Below are 18,984 nucleotides of genomic sequence, written 5' to 3'. Positions count from 1 at the left end.
GCTTGCTTTCTTTTTATTCATACTTTTGCAGAATCTGATAAGATGAATCCTGTCTAATAGAATTTTATCTGTAAATGTAATGAACGTAGACGATATGAACATATATAAAGAACGAATATCACAAATCTTTTCTCCCTTTCTGAGTATAATCATTAACTTGTTTTTGGTCTATATTTGCTTTTTTGTTTGCCGGCTTTCTTTTTTGCTGGTCAATTTATCTTATTACCCCGATTTGACCGCTTCTCATTTGTTAGAAATGTTTGGTGGCGGCTTGTTGTTTGATACCTCGGCCATTCTTTATACGAATGCCCTTTATATCTTATTGATGCTTTTTCCTTTGCATTACAAAGAGACTGCTTCTTATCAGAAGTTCATCAAAGGATTGTTTGTGGTTACCAATGCGGTGATCATTATCATGAATCTCATGGATACGGTCTATTTTCAGTATACCAATCGGCGTACGACTGCTTCTGTCTTCAGCCAGTTTAAGCATGAAGATAACCTCGGCGGTATTGTTGGTATTGAGCTGTTGCATAACTGGTATTTAGTGCTTCTTGCTGCACTGCTGATTGTTGGCTTGTACAAACTTTATCGTAAGCCAAGCACGGTTTTCGATAGCCGTCTATGGGTTTATTATATCAGTCGTACAGCTATTCTGGCTGCTGTTGTCCCCTTTTGTATCTTTGGCATGCGTGGTGGAATCGGTTACGCTGTTCGTCCTATAACGATTAGTAATGCCAATCAATATGTAAACAGACCCATTGAAACAGCAATCGTACTCAATACTCCTTTCTCTATATTTCGAACGATTGGTAAAAAGCCTTTTACTAATCCTCATTATTTTGCAGATATTGCTGAGTTGGAACAGATATACACACCGGTTCATCAACCCGCCGATAGTGCTAAACTGCGTAAGATGAACGTAGTGGTACTCATCATGGAGAGCTTTGGCAAAGAGTATTTCGGTGCGCTTAATAAGGATTTGGAAAACGGTCAATACAAAGGATATACCCCTTTCCTTGATTCGCTGGTTCATCAAAGCCTGACATTTGAGTATTCCTTTGCCAACGGGCGTAGCAGTATTGATGGTATGCCGTCAATCTTGTCGGGTATACCTAAATTTCTGGAATCGTTCTTTCTCACTCCCGCCTCTCTTAATAATTTGTCGAGTATTGGTAGTGAACTGAAGAAAGAGGGTTATTATACTGCCTTCTTCCATGGTGCTCAGAATGGTTCGATGGGTTTCGAAGCTTATGCACGTACGGTGGGATATACCGATTACTTCGGACGTACTGAATACAATAATGATGCCGATTTTGATGGTCGTTGGGCTATTTGGGACGAAGAGTTTTTGCAGTTCATGGCCGATAAGCTGTCTACTTTCCAGCAACCCTTCTCTGTGGGACTTTTTAGTGCCAGTTCGCATCATCCTTATGTGATTCCCGATCGCTATAAAGGAGTCTTTGCCGATGGGCCTTTAGAAATACATAAATGTGTTCGCTATACCGACAATGCCCTGCGCCTCTTCTTTGAGAAGGTGTCCAAAGAACCATGGTTCAAAAACACCCTGTTCGTCATAACAGCCGATCATACCAATCAGACCGATCATCCCGAGTACCAGACCGAACTGGGTGTGTATTCCGTGCCCATCATATTCTATACTCCCAATGGTGACTTGGTCGGTCATGTCAACTCCATTGCTCAGCAGGCAGATATCATGCCTACCGTATTGGGTTATCTGGGCTACGAAAAACCTTATGTTGCTTTTGGCAACGACCTTATTCATACTCCCATAGATAGGAGATACGCCGTAAGCTATACCAACGGAGTATATCAGTTTGTGAAAGGAAACTATTTTATGCAGTTTGATGGAACTAAAACCACTGCGATATACGATTTCGTTAATGATAGGCTCCTTACGAAAAACCTGAAAGACCGTATCCCCGAACAAGCCGGTATGGAGACGGAATTGAAGGCACTGATTCAGCAATACATGCAGCGCATGGAAGAAAATCGTCTGGTCGTTAAATAGAGTTTTCGCTGATCGTTTTCTCGTATACCTTTAGTAAGTCTGCAGCCAGTTTTGATTCTTCAAACAGTGCTGCATACTTCTTACCTTCTGCAATCATGGTTTGCCTGAGTTCCTGATCGCTCAGTGTCCGGTTTATGGCATCAGCCAGTTCCAACTCACTCTCCGGATTTACATAAAGAGAGTGTGGCCCTCCTGCCTCTTCCAAACAAGAACCGGTAGCCCCTATGGCGGGTGTACCACTGTATAAAGCCTCCAGCAGCGGAATACCAAAACCTTCAAAAAAAGAAGGATAGACAAAAGTCGTTGCCATTTGATAAAAAGCAGGCAATTCGTCGAAAGGAATATTACTGAAGAAATGCATCCGATCTTCCAGCTGATTCTCTTTCAGGTAACTTTCTATTGTCTCTAGATAGGGGGTACGCTTCCCAATCGCTACTACCTGAATATCCGGCTGAACATACTTCAATGCCTTTGCCAATAGCAGCAGGTTTTTTCGTTCCTCTATGCTGCCTACGTAAAGAATGTATTGTTCGGGTAGCTGATATTTTTCACGAATACGGTTTTTTATCTCAATGGTTGCCGTCTTCTGAAACTGTTTATCACACCCTTGGTATACAATGTCTATTTTTTCTTCCCGAATGCCAAAGAAGTGCATAATGTCTCTTTTGGTACATTCGCTTATGGCAATGATGCGATTCGCTTTTAAGCAAGCCCTTCTAAATTTATAAGTATATATCTGCCGATCGATAAAACGGTAATACGAAGGGTATCTAAGAAAGATCAGATCGTGTATGGTAACGATACTTTTGCATTGTTTGGCTTTGGATATATTGAGAGGTAATTCATTGCTTAACCCATGAAAAAGCTGTATCTCTGCCTGTTTTATCTCCTTTGTTACTCCCCAGATGCGCCATATTGCACTAAACTTTTTCCACATGGCAGAAGTGGGCAAAGAGAGCATAGCGTTATCAGATAGTTTTCCCAATAAGTTCTTTTTGGGGTATTTGGGGGCATAAAGTACATACTCGTTTCTATTGGCATACGTTGTTAAAATGTCAATCACAAATCGGCTGTAGTTTCCCAGTCCTGTTCTATTTTGCACGGCCCTTTTGGCATCAAATCCTATCTTCATGAATCGCTATTATTATATCTTCCAGGCAAATATAGGAAGATTTTGAGATAAAAAAGTGCGTGACTTCCTTTTTATTGCTATTTTTGCGACCAATATGCGACTCTGTCGGCTGGCAATAGTCAGTCAGAAGGCAGCTAATACAACACAAGATGATTTTATTGAGTTTTGATATCGAAGAGTTTGATGTCCCCAAGGAGCATCAGGTTCAAATTTCGCTCGAAGAACAAATTCGTATTTCGGTGTATGGCACTCATCAAATATTGGATTGCCTACAGCGTAATAATGTAAAAGCGACATTCTTTTGTACAGCCAATTTTGCACTCCATGCACCGGAGATACTACAGCGCATTTTGGCCGAAGGTCATGAACTAGCTTCTCATGGCTTTTACCACTGGACGTTTGAGGTGGGTGATTTAAAAAAATCCAAAGAGAAACTGGAAGAACTGACCGGTGTTAAGGTGCGTGGCTATCGTCAGGCACGTATGATGCCCGTACCTGAGTCGGAAATAAGAAAAGCCGGATATGAGTATAACTCCTCCCTCAATCCAACTTTTATCCCCGGGCGATACATGCATTTATCGGCTCCCCGTACTTATTTCGTAAAAGAGCAAGTACTTCAGATTCCCGCTTCGGTAACCCCTTACTTGCGTTTTCCCTTGTTTTGGCTCTCTTACCATAATCTTCCTGCTGCCATCTATCGTCGACTGTGTGCCTATACGTTGAAACACGATGGTTATCTAGCTGTTTATTTTCATCCGTGGGAGTTTTATCCGCTAGGTAGTTGTCCCGAACTGAAGATGCCATTTATCATTCGTAATCATTCGGGACAAGGTATGGTGAGGCGGTTAGACGACTTTGTACATTACTTTAAGCAAAGGGGAGAGGACTTTGTTACTTTCTCCCAATTTACCGACTGTAAGAATAGAGAACTATTAAATAGAAGAGAATGAAACTAGCAATCGTTTCTCCGTGTTATAATGAGTCCGAGGTTTTGCCTGCATCAGTCAAACGGCTTACCGACTTGATGAATGACTTGATTGCGAAACAGAAAATTTCGCAGGATAGCTTTATCCTTTTCGTTAACGATGGGAGCCACGACAATACCTGGGAGTTAATTACTCATTTTTTCACTACCAACCCGTATGTGCGCGGAATCAATTTATCAGCCAATATGGGGCATCAACAAGCTATCATGGCTGGTATGATGACTATAAAAGATCGCTGTGATGCAGTGATAACGATAGATGCCGACCTGCAAGACGATTTGGCTGCTATTGAAGAAATGATCGACCGTCATGCAGAAGGGTATGATATTGTCTATGGCGTAAAGGTGTCGCGTTGTGCCGATCCGTTTCTCAAAAGGCATGCCGCTTTAACCTTTTACAAGCTGCAGCAACGTTTGGGCGTTAAGTCTGTCTACAATCATGCCGATTTTCGTTTACTTAGCCGCTGTGCTCTGGAGCAGTTGTCTCATTTCAAAGAGCGCAATTTATATTTGCGTGGTATCATCCCCTTGCTTGGGCATAAATCAACAACAGTCGACGATGTAATAAGCCCTCGTGTGGCAGGTCACTCCAAGTACACTTTGTGCAAAATGCTCTCTTTGGCAGTTGATGGCATTACCTCTTTTTCGACCAAACCCATTACACTGATTATCGGAGTAGGTTTCTTTTTTATGTTCATCAGCCTGCTCATGACGATTTATGTTGTGTATTCTTATTGTAAACATTTAACTGTTCCGGGCTGGGCTTCTCTGATGCTCTCCATGTGGTTTATCGGCAGTGTTATTCTTTTTGCTATCGGAATAGTAGGGCAATATATTGGTAAAATATACATAGAGGTAAAGAATCGACCTCTCTATCACATCGACACTTTCTTATATGATGAAGGTGATGAGAAAAAGAATCAAAAGTAATTTTCCTTCTTTCTATTTCCTATGATTATGAAACAAATGCATCGACTTTCTTTGTTCTTACAAAAACCTTTTTTCTCAGACTATCGCACGTTATTTGGGCTTTGGTTGTTATTGCCGATTATTGCGGGTCTTATAAAAGTAAGTAATAACTTTCTCATATTCAAATATGTCTTTTGGCATACAGTTGATCAAACTTCACTTTATACAGCTTATCCCGAATATTGGGATACGAATCATTATGGACCGGTATTTAGCTTGGTGATTGCCCCATTTGCTATCCTTCCGCTTCGTCTCGGTCTGATACTTTGGCTTGTTGTCCTCTCGTTGGCGCTGTATTATGCTGTTCGTAAGCTTCCCTTGGTTAAGCGCAAGCACATATTCATCTATTGGTTTTGTGCGCACGAGCTTTTGACGGCGCTATTCATGGCACAGTTCAACATTGCTATTGCCGCTATTATTGTTGCCACCTTCTATTGTATTCAAAAAGAAAAAGAGTTATGGGCTGCGTTTTATATCATGCTCGGTACGTTTGTTAAACTTTATGGTGTTGTCGGATTAGCATTCTTTTTCTTTTCAAAGCACAAGATTAAGCTTATTGGCTGGCTGTTGCTCTGGGCAGTTGTTCTGTTTGTATCTCCAATGCTTATCAGTAGCCCCAGCTATGTTTTGTCGCAGTATGTCGAGTGGTCTCAAAGCCTTTTGGAGAAGAATGGGGAGAATTTAGCTTCTATTGCGCAAAACATCTCCCTCCTTGGTCTGATACGTCGTATCTCCCAATGTACTACCTACTCGGACATTTGGGTACTTTTGGGCGGGCTAATCGTATTTGCCTTACCCTATCTTCGAATCAAACAATATAAGCATGAAGCCTTTCGCTATACGCTGCTTGCTTCCGTATTGCTTTTTGTTGTTTTATTCAGTACCGGAAGCGAATCAAGTACCTATATAATCGCCTTTATAGGGGTGGCTATCTGGTATATTGCCGCACCTTGGAAGCGCTCCAAATGGGATGTTGCATTGATGATTTTTGCAATGATATTAACAAGCTTCTCTCCATCAGATTTATTCCCCGCTTATGTTCGTAGAGAGATTGTGCAACCTTATGCTTTGAAAGCCCTTCCTTGTGTGCTTATCTGGCTGAAGTTGTCTTATGAGATGTGTCGGAAAGAGTATGCACCTATTCTAAATAACAAGAACTAATGTTTCAAAACAAACGTAAATGGAGCGAGTTTATCCGATATTGTGTCGTTGGCACAATTGCTACCGGCGTGCATTATGGTATTTACTACCTACTACAACGCTGGATCAATGTCAACATAGCCTATACTGTTGGTTATGCCATTAGCTTTGTCGGCAATTTCTTTTTAACCTCCTACCTAACCTTTCGCACTGTTCCCTCCTTTAAGAGAGCCTTTGGCTTTGGCGGTAGTCATCTGGTTAATTATCTGCTTCATATGTTCTTGCTCAATTTTTTCCTCTACTTACATGTGTCGAGAGAGTTGGCTCCTTTGTTAGTTCTTGCTGTAGCCGTTCCTACAAATTTTTTATTACTTCGCTGGGTATTCAAGCCCAAGAAAGGTGCTTCGGCTAATATAGACTAGCAAATATCGTGACATTATATTACTTTCGTTTTTTGGCTGTATTTGATATTTTGTTACCTTTGTGGCAAGAAAAGTAATCAATGAACCAATAAACAGAATTTTATAATGATTTTTGTAAAAGGGTACGGGCAAATGTGTAACAATATTCTCCAGTATGCGCATATCTATGCTTGGGGACGGGAGAATGGCGTTAAAGTTATTTCGATGCGCTTTTCTTATAAATATCAATATTTTAAGCTCTGTGATCTTTGGTATCATAACTGGTTAGTTTATGCTTTTGCTAAACTCTTGATTACGACTCACCTTATTAAACACTTATGGCTTGAGGACGGTAAAGAGGTAACTCCACAGGCTATTATGCAACTTAAACAAGATGAAATGATTGCATTAAGTGGATGGGGATTTCGTTTTCCGGAATTGTTTTTTAAATATGAAGATGAAATAAAACAGCAATTTGCTATAAAAGAGTCTATTTGCGAACACGTATCTCAATACTTCCACTCTTGTGAGAGTTCAGATTTGCGTTTAGCTGTTCATATTCGCCGCGGTGATTATGCCCGTTTTTTGGGTGGTATATACTACTTTGATGATGAGGTTTATATAAAAAATATTCGTGAGTTCTTTGCTCTTTTTCCTCATAAAAAAATTTCTGTTTTTATTTGTACGAACGACAGGCATCTGGATTTAGCGTTTTATCAGGAACAATTAGATACATGTTCTATCCATTTATTTCATGGAACCGAAGCTGAGGATTTAAGGCTTCTCTCCGAGTGTGATTACATTATTGGCGCAAAAAGCACCTTCTCCTTGGTCGCTTCATTTTATCGTCACTTACCAATTTATCATATCACAGATAAGCATGCGTCTTTATCGCTAGACAGTTTTAAGTATTTTGAGGATTTATTTATGGATGCTTGATTTCCCTTTTCTATTCTCAAGTATTTTAGCAACCATTATGAACTGGTAATATCCCTCCAGACATGCTCTTATAAATCCTTCTTTTCCGTCCCGTATCCCTCCTTTGAGTATATATGTTTTAAAGAAACGAAACAAGGGGCGATGCAACAAAGCCATTGTTCCATACCGTTTCTTCTTTTTCTTTTCAATTTCATTTTCTGTATATTGATTGGTCTTGCGTACAATGTCTCTAACTCCATCATTTGCCAAATGTACAAAGGCCAAGTGGTGCTGATCCTTAGCAATTTTTTCAAGCCTTCCTTTAACGATTGGGAAGGTATGTACATACGGTGGCCATACAGTCCCTTCACGCCGAAAGAAGCGTAATAGGTAATCGGGATAATGGCAATGCATAAATTTGCCCATGAAATAATTCTTTCTAGGAATATAAATACCTGCCGGGCAATCAGGTTCTTTGATACATTTGTACAGATAGTTTTTTAAATCTTCAGGGATTAGCTCGTCTGCATCTACTACAAGCACCCATTCTGTCGATGCGCTTTGAATAGCGAAAGTGCGTGCAGGCTCTGCCGAATGGTGATTTTTCTTCTCAAAAGTTACTATTTTACAGCCATACTCCTTTGCAATGCTACATGTACGATCTGTACTCTCCATGTCGCAAATTAGAATTTCATCAAACCCTTTTGCCGAATCAAGCACCTCTGCTAAGTACTTCTCAGCGTTATATGTATTGATAACAACGGATATTTTCGGGTCGATCATCATAACTGTTCTTTTATTAGTATAACTCATTTCATGCAAAAATACATGAATTAAATGAGAACTTTAAATTAAATACAAAGGATTTTGCTTTCTATTGCTATATACGTACCTTTGTGTCGATTAAATATTGTTATATGCAAACACCTTTAATAAGTATTATTGTTCCGGTATACAATGCTGAAAGTTCTTTGAAACGATGTCTCTCTTCTCTTATCAAGCAAAGCTATTCGAATATAGAGATCATTGTGGTGAACGATGGCTCTACTGACCATTCTTCTCAAATTTGCTTATCTTTTGCTTCTTTAGATGCCCGTATAAAGGTATATAACCAAGAGAATGGTGGACGTTCGGCTGCAAGAAATAAAGGCTTGTCTGTTGCCGAGGGGGTATTTGTGGGATTTGTTGACAGCGATGATTGGGTAGATGATGATATGTTTGAAGCATTATATAATGCGCATAATCAGTCTGGAGCAGAGATTATGCAATGTGCTTATTATTATCACCGAGGAGATTTTGTGAAAGAAGTTTCACAAATGCATGAGCAACTTCTAAGTAAAGAACAAGCACTAGAGCTCTTGTTTGAAGATAAAGTGATGAAGAATTTTTTGTGGAATAATCTTTTTGTTAAGGAGTTGTTTAATGGTATATCCTTTCCTATTGGTCGAAATTTTGAAGACGTTTTTGTAATGTATCAGCTCTTTGCTAAAGCTAACAGTGTGTTTTGTCTTTCTCAAGCGAAATATCACTACTGCATGAGCTCTACCAGTATTGTTCATTCAGCTTTTTCAGTTAAAGATAAATTTGACTATTTGGATGCTATAAACAGTCAGTATCAATTTGCGCAAGCCCACGGCTTATGGGAGCGTTCATCTGTACTTCTTACTCGGAAATATTTAAGTATTCTGGATGAGTGTATTAGGCATAAAACAGATCAGAGCTATATTAATTTACTATCGATTTACTTGCATAAGAACGTCTCTTCAAAATCTCTCTTTAAGTATGCTAAGTGGTTATCCGTTCGACGATTCTTGTTTTTGCATACTAGACCTCTCTATCTCTTCTTAACGAGATGATTTTATAAAGAGAGTATCAATTCTTCTATCTGTTGAATCGTATTGTTTATGTCGAATTTCTTTATTTGCCTCTGTACGCCTAACAGCATTTGTGCTTGATAGGTTTGGTCTGTGAGTAATTGAAATATCGCTTCTGCCATACTTCTTTCATCTCCTACTGGTACTAGTGTACCAGCGTTTCCATTATCTAAGATTTCCGAAGGGCCTGTTGAACAGTTTGTTGACACGATTGCCTTTTCTAGAGACATCGCTTCAATAAGTACAATACCAAAGCCTTCAAATTTTGAGCTGAATGCAAACAGTTTACTATGTCTTATCCAGGGATAGGGGTTTATTTGCAATCCAAGAAAATGTATATATTCAGTCAATTTTAATCTTTTGCATAAATTTTCCAACTCTTTTCTGCTCTTTCCCTCTCCGATAATATAGAGTCTCTCCGTAATCTTATACTCTTCGATCAAAATTTTGTATGCTTTAATGAGCGTCGTCAAGTCTTTTTGACTCTCTTCTAAGCGTTGAACGGCTAGGATATAAGGATGTTTTGCCAGAGGCGAATCTAGTGGCTCAGCTGCTTTTTTCTTGATTGCTTCAAGATCGAATGCATTATAAATTGTGATAAACTTCTTGCTTAGTTCCGGATACATTTCTATACCCTCTTCTTTCATTTCATCACAAATAGTCACAATCTTATCATAAACGTTAAGCTTTCTACCTAATCGTCTGAGCTTCTTTTCGTTACCATGATGGTATTGCTTGAAGCTAAAATGAAAAAAGGCAATTTTAGGAATTGATGTATTTGCTAAAAAAGAGTAAAAAGTCGAATCGAAATCGATAATGACATCACTTTCTGCAATTAGCTTATTTAAGTTACGCTTTTGAATAAATCGTCTAATAGGACTTAATATGGTTTCGTCATACGTCTTTTTTACTATGGGAGATTTTCCTATATTCTTTTGCTTTCTGTACTTAATAAGAAAATGTCTTTTGACTAAATAACTGACCTCTATGTCTGATGGGATATGATGAATATAGGCTTCTTGCTCTTCCATGCAAGTCCCTATAGCCAATTTGATAGAGAACTTATCTCTGTCAAACTGCTTTAAATATTCGATCAACATCGTATCAATTCCACCTTGTAATAAGCGGCTGACAATTATTAATAGCCTTTTCTTCATAGAATGAGTATGTTTTTGCAAAGATAGCGACTATTCTGTAAATACAACTCATCCTCTTGCTAAATATAGATATCGTTTATTGTTTTTATGATTCCCCTTTTGGTTTTTCTAAAATTCAATAAAAACTTCTTGCCTAGTGCAGTATTTAATTTATCTTTGTGTTTAATTATATAATATCATTATCAGATTCTGAGCTTCTCATGAAACTATCAATCATTATTCCTGCTTATAACGCTGTTAATTACTTACGACGATGCGTTGAATCCCTTTCTAATCAGGATTTGCCTTTCAATTGTTATGAAGCGATTGTGATTAATGATGGATCTACAGATAATTCTATCGAGATCTTAGATTTACTTTGCTCAAAATACTCCTTTTTAAGATATGTAACAACAGAAAACTGTGGACTTAGTTTGGCAAGAAATAGGGGAGTCTTAGAAGCCTCTGGTGAATATTTACTCTTTCTTGATTCAGATGATAGTATTTGTCCGAATGTATTGGGAAGTATTTATCGTGAAATGGCATCTAATCAACTCGATATGATGTTGATGAATTATTTATTTCTGTCAACAGATGACGCTTCTTTAGACATACCCTTTAAAATGGATGCTAATAGCCGTATGGTTGTTGGCGGTAAAGATTTTCTAATGAGCGATCATTACCCTCCTATGGTTTGGATCTATGCTTACAAACGCTCTTTTCTCATTGACAATAAATTGGAAATGATTCCAATTTGGCACGAAGATGAAGAATTTACTCCTCGTGCTATCTGTTTAGCCGATCGAATCAAATATTATCCTTTACTGTTTTATCGCTATTATCAGAATGAAGGATCATATATGATGCATTATCAAGAATCTAATGTATTATATCTTATTGCAGCGATGTCATCTTTGGCTGTTTTTCGACGAAGTTATTCATTTGATTATGAGCTAAATAGATATTTTGATGATCATATTGCGACTACACTGATGCAATTGTTTAAAAATAGTATCAAGCGGGGGTATCGGAATCAAAAAGAAATAATTCTAAAGATGAAAGAAGCTAATCTGCTTCCACTTCATCCTCGGAAGCCACATTTTTATTTTTGCTTGTTTAATTTTTCTCCATTCCTTTTTGAAATTTATTATCGAGTAATTAAACGAAAGTTTAGGAAAAATAATTTTTGAGTATATATTAAGTAATTAGAAATATGGAATCTAAAAATATAGTATGTGGAATTGACGATAATTACTATCAGCATTGTGCTGTGATGTTAGTTTCTTTATTTGTCACTAATAAAGATCATTTCACAATATATGTATATTCCTTGCAGGTAAAAAATGAACATAAGAAGAAACTAGAGGAACTCGTTCATTCTTATGGGAATAAAATTGTGTTTATTGAGATTGATCCAGCTCTTATTAATTCTTTTCCAATAAAACAAGCTGACTATTTATCATTAGCGACTTATCTTCGTTTGTTTATTCCACAAACTTTACCTTCAACTATTAGCAAGGCGTTGTATGTTGATTCAGATATTGTTTTTAATGGAGATATTTCTGACTTGTATAGTCTTGATCTCAGCCAATATTCACTAGCAGGAATTGAAGATGCTCCTAATCGTCACCCTTTGCGCTTAGGGTATGATGAATCTGAGTCCTATTTTAATGCTGGCTTGGTATTACTTAATATTGATTATTTAAGATCTATTGATTTTACTAATATTGCATTGGATTATATCGCGAATAATTATCAGAAAATTGAGCTTCATGACCAAGATGTTATGAATGCCTTACTTCACGGAACAGTTTTGTTTATAGATATAAGTTGGAATATGCTGGATTGCTTCTTTAATAAAAAACCATTGATACCAGTGAAATATTTGAATAACCTAGCCATTAGACAGAAATCGGCAAAGGTAATTCATTTCTCTGGGCCGTTGAAGCCGTGGCATCATGGTTGTTCGCATCCCTTGAAAGATGAGTATTATAAACATCTAAAGGGTATCTCTTGGGGAAAGCAAAATCGTTCCTATTCTTATGTGTTTAGAAAATTTAAATTCCCTGTTAATCTTCTTGTGTTCTGTGGGTGTACATTAGATCAAGCTGAGTCTCTTTATGCAAAAATCAAAATCTGACTAAAATAAATTCATTATGATACCTAAAATTATTCATTATTGCTGGTTAAGTAAAGACCCTTTCCCTGACGATATCAAAGCATGTATGCTGAGTTGGAAAAGATATCTTCCTGATTATGAATTTAAATTATGGAATTTCTCTAATTTTGACATAGAATCTTCTATTTGGGTTAAAGAGTCTTATTTGCAACAAAAGTATGCTTTTGCAGCAGATTACATACGCTTTTATGCGCTATATCACGAAGGGGGAATATATCTAGATTGTGATGTTGAAGTAATAAGATCATTCGATGATTTGTTGAAATTACCTTATTTTATTGGCAGGGAAAATACTGCATATGGCATTGAAGCAGCTACTATAGGGTTTGAAAAAGAGCATCCGTTGCTTCTTGATTTATTGAACTATTATAAAAATCGTAAATTTATTATTGATAAGTTGCAGTCTGATATTTTGCCTCTTCCTGCTATTATGCTTGAACATATTAACCGGAACTATACTCTTGAAGAAATACCTTCTATCAGAGAATTTAATATGGATTCAAAAGTTATATCTATATTGCCGATTGATTACTTTAGTCCGAAAACATGGGATACGAAAGAACTAAAAGTAACAGAAAATACCTATTCAATCCATCATTTTGCCGGATCTTGGAAAAAGAAGAAGTCGTTGTTTAAAAGGATTAAACTTTGGTTTCATCGCTTGTTGGGCTTTTCTTGACGAAATATATGATATCGTTTTTTTTATTTGGGAGAGGTTGATTTACGTGTTAAAGTCTTACATTCTGATATATTTTTGTAGAAAAAATATCCATTTTTTTAATGATCGACTATCATATGGAAATGATTTTGAAAGGTATTTCCGTGTCCCTTTTTTATCCTTATACTCTATACATAGTTCTAATAGTGATAAGTATGTTTTGTTAAGTATGTACCATTTGGTGAATATATTTAATTTGTGCTTTTCTAGTAATGTTTTTTTTATAGAAACGACTTCCTCACGAAAATTCAAAATCTCTATAAATGTCTTATGATGGCTTGCAGAACAAGGAAGTACCCGGTAGACGCAAGTTGTTTCGTTTATAAACTGTATCTTCCCACATCCCGCAGCATGTAACCATAGAGGATAATCCCCAATACGCCAGTTCTGATTCTTTAGTATGGATTCTATGTATGTATTAATAATATTGGTTCGTAGACATACTGAAGGTGTAGGAATATGGTTATCCTCTAATAGCTTTTTATATGAGTTTACTAAATGTCCAAATGTATAATTTTCAAACTGATTAATCACTTGATTATATATTTTTGCTTTTGAATATGATAGAGTATAATCTGGATTTGCCTCTAAAAAAGTGACTTGTTTTGCTAATTTTAGAGTGTCAGTCCAGTAATCATCTCCTTCGCAGAAAGCAACGTATTTCCCTTTTATCCTTGGGAATTGAAAGTTGCACCAAATACTAATTTTTTTTGAGTATTTGTTCTCTGATTGATAAATTGGTTTGATTATCTCCGGATATTTTGCTTCATATTCGCGAATGATTTCTGCAGAATTATCAGTAGAGGCATCGTCGTGTATCAGTACTTCGAATGGGAAACTTGTCTGCTGATTAACAAAGCCTTCTAAGCATTGTCGGATATAAGGTCCATGATTATATACATCGCAAATGATACTGACTGTTGGTGTAGACATATAACTTCTGATTTATTCTAAATAATCTTCTTTTACTCCCCATAGTTTTGCAAATGGTTCATTCTGCATTTCTTTATAGAAATCAGCCATCGCTTCGATATAAGAGTATCTCGGTTTATACCCTAGCTCTTTTTCTGTTTTATTCGTGTTAAATCCGGCCAATAATGCATTAGGCTTCTCGGGGAGATATTTTTTCTGTGAGGGGTGGTCTTGAGGAGAAAACACCTCTATAATACCTTGTATTTGTTCTTCTAGAGAGACACGTTTCCCTCCTACGTTATATATGCCTCCCTTGCTATTGGAAGAGATGCAAAGATTGACTAAATGCGTGAAATCTTTTATATATACGATCTCTTTTGTAAGAGAAGGGTTACCCCATACCTCAATATCTTCGCCTTTCATTGCTCGCTCTATTAGTATGCGATATGGCATCATCTTTCGGGTCCCTTCGGCATAGTGATATGGGTTCGGGTGATATTGGTATATGGTGAAAAAGCGAAGTATAAAGCGTGAGATACCGAAGGTGTGGTGGTAATGCTCAATTAAATCTACTGCTGTGTTCTTGGCTATTGTATATATGGAGTGATCCCCTGTTAAGGGAAAGCTTCGCTGATCGTCAGCTTCAATAAGTGTTTGAGTATTGTGCCGATACCAAACATCAAATGGGGTTTGCGGAAATACTATTTTATTGGCACCGGTCAATCTTATGTATTCGAGAACATTTAATGTGCCCTGAACAATAGAATCTATGAGCTTTCTTGGGTTGTATTCATATCTTGAAGGTAACTCACCTGCAAAATGAACGACCGCATCAATTTCCTTCTGTGGTAATTTGGCAAAAGAGTTGCTGTCACAAATATCAATAGAATAATACTCGATTCCAAGTTCTGAGAAGAAACCGTTATCAGAGTTTCTTCCACCTACGGCAATAACATCGAATCCGCTAGATTTCAACTGTAGAGCAGTATATGCCCCCAAATTTCCTGTTGCACCGAATACGACTACTCTTCCTTTATTCATCATCTTTTCTTGTTTTAAATAAAACTTCTTCTTTGTGCTTTTTTGTAATGATCTGTTCTGAAACCGAAATGGGAGGATAAATATCTTTGCCTATAAAGCAATTCAAATGACTTTGAACCATTTTATATCCACCGACGTGAGAGAATGCGACCCCTGCAGAGAAGCGAGGGTTAATGTCAATCAGGTAATATTGACCGTTCTGTTTGATAAACTCCATATTGATGCATCCATTGACGCGGAGTGCTTTGCCGATATAAGAAACTAACTTTGTTAGTGAATCATCTTTGATGATTTTTATTGTAAGTCCAGCTCCATTTTTTGTTCGTAATAATTCCATCCTTGCGATAGAGAAATCATGGTCGGTATACTCGCAACGTACATAATCTACTGTAAATATACTTCCTTCTTTATATTCTTGTAAGATATATCCGGGTGTTTGTCTGATCAAATTTAGCTCGTTTTCTGTATAAATGCGCATAAGTCCCTCGCTACTTCGACCATTAAATGGTTTTGCGATATATGGAAGTGATGATTTATCTACAGCGTCGGTAGGGCATAAGTAGGTTTTTATTGAAGGAACGTTTGAATCGAATTTAAACTTATTGTATAGATTAAATTTATTGCGAGCAATCTGTATCGTATCAACTGCTGGCATACAAAGTATAATATTGTGAGCTGTAAATAAGTCGCGGTAAGAATTGATCACATCTATTTCTAGGTCGGTGAGTGGTATTAAGTAGCTTATTTGATGGGATTTGGCAGTCTTTAATAGGAAATCGATGTATGTTTCTTGATCGCTGGCTAAAGGGGCTTGGTATACATAATCGCATAGTTGTGATTCGGCATGCCATTCTGGTGGATAAATGTCGCATCCAACGACCAAATGAGAATCCGCGCGTAATTCTGAAATAACGCAAGCAGCAGACATAGAGCCAATGGCGGTTATCAATATATTCATAACTTATATTTTAGATAGTTGTAGAAATTCATCAACACCCCACTTTTTTCTTAAACATTCGATTTTTCCATTCATTCGATGTACGTATACTTCCGGATAGTATGTAATAAACAATGGTGCCAAGGTTAGTGTATAGGCACCAACTTTATTAAATTCAATAATATCCCCTTCTTCTAAAAGAGGTTCATTGCATAACTTAAAGAATCGGTCGTTTTCTAAACAGGTAAAACCAGTTAGTTGTTGTTGATCTGTTATGAAAGAATTGGATGCTTCTCTCTTTTTTCTTATTATTTTATGAAAATAGGTGGTTTTGTGCATGAGGGGATCAATATGTATTCTACTCCCATTTAATGTGATAAGGTGTTGATTGATGTTTTGCTTCACATCGATAACTTCACAGAAATAGCTAAAGCATCCGGCTAATAAACTTGCACCTGGTTCTATAATTAATGTAAGAGATTCAGGTAAATAATTATTTAGCCTTAGCTCATCAGATATTCCTTTCAAATAGTCTTCCCAATTAGGCTTATCTGGAATGCCTCCATAAAACCCCCCTCCTATGTCTATGTATTGAATCTGGTCGAGATCGTATTCTTTAGCCAATTTTGCAAATTGAGATACTAGCCATCGGTAGATTTCGACACTACGGGTCTTAGTACTTGTATGTAAGTGAAGACCTGAAATTGTAATATTCGGATGGTTACTTAATCGCTTAATAACTCTACTAAGCTCTTTGTTCTCTGCACAAAAGCCAAATCGGCTTCCTTCACTGCCTGCATTTGACTCATTTGGAAATGCTGTCTCCAGATGAAGGTTAATGCGTAGTCCAACATGTAATTCTTGATCAGGGTGTTGATTGGCATATTCGGAAACATACGTAATTTCTCTATGAGAGTCAATGTTTAGAAGAATATTGTCGGCTAATAACTCTTCTATCCATGAGCGTTTTTTTATTGGGCCATTACAAATCAGTTCGCTAGAAGTATATCCTATCCGACGAGCCAATTGATACTCGTCTTCTGAAACTACTTCGGCCAAGATACCTTGGGTCTGTAGATAACTCGCAAGAGGAGGAAATGAATTGGTTTTAACAGAATATCCTATTTTATAATTTGGCCAATATTTTTTTAATGCAACCTTCAACGAGTCTATCTCGTTTTGCAGGACCTCTTCTTCAAATAAAAAGAAGGGTGTATTTAAATCTGGAATAAGGTCAGCTGTTGATTGATTCATTATTTTTCGATGATGAGGTTGATAATGGATGCAACTTCTTCTTGCTTAAGACCATCATAAATCGGCAGACAGATAACACTGTTAGCTATTTTTGTGGCATTTGGAAGATTCTCTGGCTTCGCTGAATTTAAACCTTTATAAGTTGAAAAATTACTGATAAGTGGGTAGAAATATCGCCTGCCAAAAATATTCTTTTCTTTCATTTTACAATAAAGCTCATCTCGTGTCATACCATACTGATCGGCATCTACAAAAATGGGAAAATAAGAATAGTTTAATTTGGTATCACCTATCCCTTTCATGCAGGTGATGCCTGAGGCTGCCTCTAAGCCTGCTTGATATTGTAAAGCAATTTCTTGACGAGATTGGATGGCTCTATCCACCATCTTAAGGCTCAATAATCCAAAAGCTGCTCGTACTTCATCCATTTTTCCATTAATACCAGGAGCTACAATTGTTGTTTCGCCTGCAAAACCGAAATTCTTGAGGTAATCAATCCGCTTTTTTGTTTGCTCATCATGACAAATTAAAGCCCCTCCTTCTATTGTGTTATATACTTTTGTAGCATGAAAACTGAGTGTTGCCATATCTCCATGTTCGAGTATTGATTTGCCTGCTGTTTCTACACCAAATGCGTGAGCTGCATCGTAAATAACTTTTAAACCGTATTTATCCGCAATCTTTTGAATTTGCTCGGTATCACAAGGGTGTCCGTATACATGTACGGGCATAATTGCTGTAGTCAAAGGGGTAATTGCAGCCTCTATTTTATTGGGGTCGAGGTTGCATGTTATTGGGTCAATATCAACAAAAACTGGTTTAATACCATTCCACCATAAAGAATGAGTTGTGGCAACGAAGCTGTAAGGGGTTGTAATTACTTCGCCAGTAATGCGTAAAGCCTGCAATGCTACAATGAGTGGAAGTGTTCCGTTAGTAAATAAGCTAAGATAGGGGATTTTCAAATAACTGCATAACTCTTTTTCTAAAAGCTGATGAAAATTACCATTGTTTGTCAATGTTTTACTATTCCAGATTTCTTTTAGAAGTAGTGTGAAGTCCTCTAACGGCGGGAGTAAAGGAGACGTTACGTATATGGATTTATTCTTCATTCTTGTAGATATTTACTTGGAAAATCATTAATTGTTCTGTTGATATGAGTAACAAAGATAGATAGATTTCCGTTGATAGCAAATCTTGCTTCTTAAAAAACAAATTCTTTTTATGCTGTATAAATGGTTTGCACTGAAATCTATTCATGTCAAATGATTGAGCAACTTTAGTAGTATATGAGTCAGTTTTTCGAAGTGTTTTTATACTTAAAATGCTATTCAGTTTAAAACTCGAAGGATAAAT

The 18,984-nt window shown here is 37.1% G+C and carries 18 protein-coding genes; 10 read left to right on the top strand and 8 right to left on the bottom strand.

What is annotated here, in order from left to right; translation table 11 throughout:
• Positions 1-94 precede the first annotated feature (94 nt).
• The gene (locus TY03_RS02730) at positions 95-2,032 is read left to right on the top strand and encodes an LTA synthase family protein (protein ID WP_148335556.1); all 1,938 of its coding nucleotides are present in this window, start codon (positions 95-97) and stop codon (positions 2,030-2,032) included.
• On the opposite strand, the gene TY03_RS02725 is transcribed toward TY03_RS02730, so the two are convergent.
• The gene (locus tag TY03_RS02725) at positions 2,025-3,164 is read right to left on the bottom strand and encodes a glycosyltransferase family 4 protein (RefSeq protein WP_042367095.1); all 1,140 of its coding nucleotides are present in this window, start codon (positions 3,162-3,164) and stop codon (positions 2,025-2,027) included. The genes TY03_RS02730 and TY03_RS02725 overlap by 8 nt on opposite strands.
• Before the next feature lie 149 nt (positions 3,165-3,313).
• On the opposite strand from TY03_RS02725, the gene TY03_RS02720 reads away from it, so the two are divergent.
• The 5 genes from TY03_RS02720 to TY03_RS02700 all read left to right on the top strand — a co-directional run bounded on the left by TY03_RS02720 (position 3,314) and on the right by TY03_RS02700 (position 7,598).
• Positions 3,314-4,114, top strand: a complete 801-nt coding sequence (locus TY03_RS02720) for a polysaccharide deacetylase family protein (RefSeq protein WP_042367094.1) — start codon at positions 3,314-3,316, stop codon at positions 4,112-4,114.
• Positions 4,111-5,079, top strand: coding sequence for a glycosyltransferase family 2 protein (locus TY03_RS02715; protein ID WP_042367093.1), 969 nt, complete (start codon positions 4,111-4,113; stop codon positions 5,077-5,079). The genes TY03_RS02720 and TY03_RS02715 overlap by 4 nt, the downstream gene beginning before the upstream one ends.
• A gap of 27 nt (positions 5,080-5,106) precedes the next feature.
• Positions 5,107-6,279, top strand: a complete 1,173-nt coding sequence (locus TY03_RS02710; RefSeq protein WP_042367318.1) for a glycosyltransferase family 87 protein — start codon at positions 5,107-5,109, stop codon at positions 6,277-6,279.
• Positions 6,279-6,680: a GtrA family protein gene (locus TY03_RS02705; RefSeq protein ID WP_042367092.1), complete on the top strand. Its 402-nt coding sequence runs from the start codon at positions 6,279-6,281 to the stop codon at positions 6,678-6,680. The genes TY03_RS02710 and TY03_RS02705 overlap by 1 nt, the downstream gene beginning before the upstream one ends.
• A 105-nt stretch (positions 6,681-6,785) precedes the next feature.
• Positions 6,786-7,598 (top strand): alpha-1,2-fucosyltransferase, encoded by an 813-nt coding sequence (locus tag TY03_RS02700; protein WP_042367091.1) that lies wholly within the window; start codon positions 6,786-6,788, stop codon positions 7,596-7,598.
• Here TY03_RS02700 and TY03_RS02695 read toward each other — a convergent pair.
• Positions 7,581-8,390, bottom strand: coding sequence for a glycosyltransferase family 2 protein (locus tag TY03_RS02695; protein ID WP_230201870.1), 810 nt, complete (start codon positions 8,388-8,390; stop codon positions 7,581-7,583). The genes TY03_RS02700 and TY03_RS02695 overlap by 18 nt on opposite strands.
• 104 nt (positions 8,391-8,494) lie before the next feature.
• On the opposite strand from TY03_RS02695, the gene TY03_RS02690 reads away from it, so the two are divergent.
• Positions 8,495-9,433 (top strand): glycosyltransferase, encoded by a 939-nt coding sequence (locus tag TY03_RS02690; RefSeq protein WP_052332367.1) that lies wholly within the window; start codon positions 8,495-8,497, stop codon positions 9,431-9,433.
• 2 nt (positions 9,434-9,435) lie between these two features.
• Here the strand turns inward: TY03_RS02690 and TY03_RS02685 are convergent, their stop codons facing one another.
• Positions 9,436-10,608, bottom strand: a complete 1,173-nt coding sequence (locus tag TY03_RS02685) for a glycosyltransferase (protein WP_042367088.1) — start codon at positions 10,606-10,608, stop codon at positions 9,436-9,438.
• 200 nt (positions 10,609-10,808) lie between these two features.
• On the opposite strand from TY03_RS02685, the gene TY03_RS02680 reads away from it, so the two are divergent.
• Genes TY03_RS02680 through TY03_RS02670 form a run of 3 tightly spaced genes read left to right on the top strand, consistent with a single transcriptional unit; the run spans position 10,809 to position 13,445 of the window.
• Entirely contained in the window at positions 10,809-11,777 is a 969-nt protein-coding gene (locus TY03_RS02680) for a glycosyltransferase family 2 protein (protein WP_042367086.1), read from the top strand.
• A gap of 23 nt (positions 11,778-11,800) precedes the next feature.
• On the top strand, positions 11,801-12,727 hold the full coding sequence (locus tag TY03_RS02675) for a glycosyltransferase family 8 protein (RefSeq protein ID WP_042367084.1): 927 nt from the start codon (positions 11,801-11,803) through the stop codon (positions 12,725-12,727).
• Positions 12,728-12,743: 16 nt separating this feature from the next.
• On the top strand, positions 12,744-13,445 hold the full coding sequence (locus TY03_RS02670) for a glycosyltransferase family 32 protein (RefSeq protein WP_042367082.1): 702 nt from the start codon (positions 12,744-12,746) through the stop codon (positions 13,443-13,445).
• 57 nt (positions 13,446-13,502) lie between these two features.
• Here TY03_RS02670 and TY03_RS02665 read toward each other — a convergent pair whose 3' ends face one another.
• From TY03_RS02665 to TY03_RS02645, 5 genes are read right to left on the bottom strand one after another with little or no spacing between them, the layout of a single operon-like run.
• A complete protein-coding gene (locus tag TY03_RS02665) occupies positions 13,503-14,417 on the bottom strand; it encodes a glycosyltransferase (protein ID WP_052332366.1) in 915 nt (304 codons plus the stop codon).
• A gap of 12 nt (positions 14,418-14,429) precedes the next feature.
• Positions 14,430-15,440 (bottom strand): NAD-dependent epimerase/dehydratase family protein, encoded by a 1,011-nt coding sequence (locus tag TY03_RS02660; protein WP_316929645.1) that lies wholly within the window; start codon positions 15,438-15,440, stop codon positions 14,430-14,432.
• The gene (locus TY03_RS02655; RefSeq protein WP_042367078.1) at positions 15,430-16,395 is read right to left on the bottom strand and encodes an ATP-grasp domain-containing protein; all 966 of its coding nucleotides are present in this window, start codon (positions 16,393-16,395) and stop codon (positions 15,430-15,432) included. The genes TY03_RS02660 and TY03_RS02655 overlap by 11 nt, the downstream gene beginning before the upstream one ends.
• Positions 16,396-16,398: 3 nt before the next feature.
• Positions 16,399-17,628, bottom strand: coding sequence for a type III PLP-dependent enzyme domain-containing protein (locus tag TY03_RS02650; RefSeq protein ID WP_042367075.1), 1,230 nt, complete (start codon positions 17,626-17,628; stop codon positions 16,399-16,401).
• Entirely contained in the window at positions 17,628-18,740 is a 1,113-nt protein-coding gene (locus TY03_RS02645) for a DegT/DnrJ/EryC1/StrS aminotransferase family protein (protein WP_042367073.1), read from the bottom strand. Before TY03_RS02645 ends, TY03_RS02650 begins: the two co-directional genes overlap by 1 nt.
• Positions 18,741-18,984 lie beyond the last annotated feature (244 nt).

Source organism: Bacteroides neonati (assembly GCF_000499785.1).
Lineage (GTDB): Bacteria > Bacteroidota > Bacteroidia > Bacteroidales > Bacteroidaceae > Bacteroides > Bacteroides neonati.
Note: the sequence above shows the minus strand (reverse complement) of the source record. Positions and strands in the feature narration are given on the sequence as shown.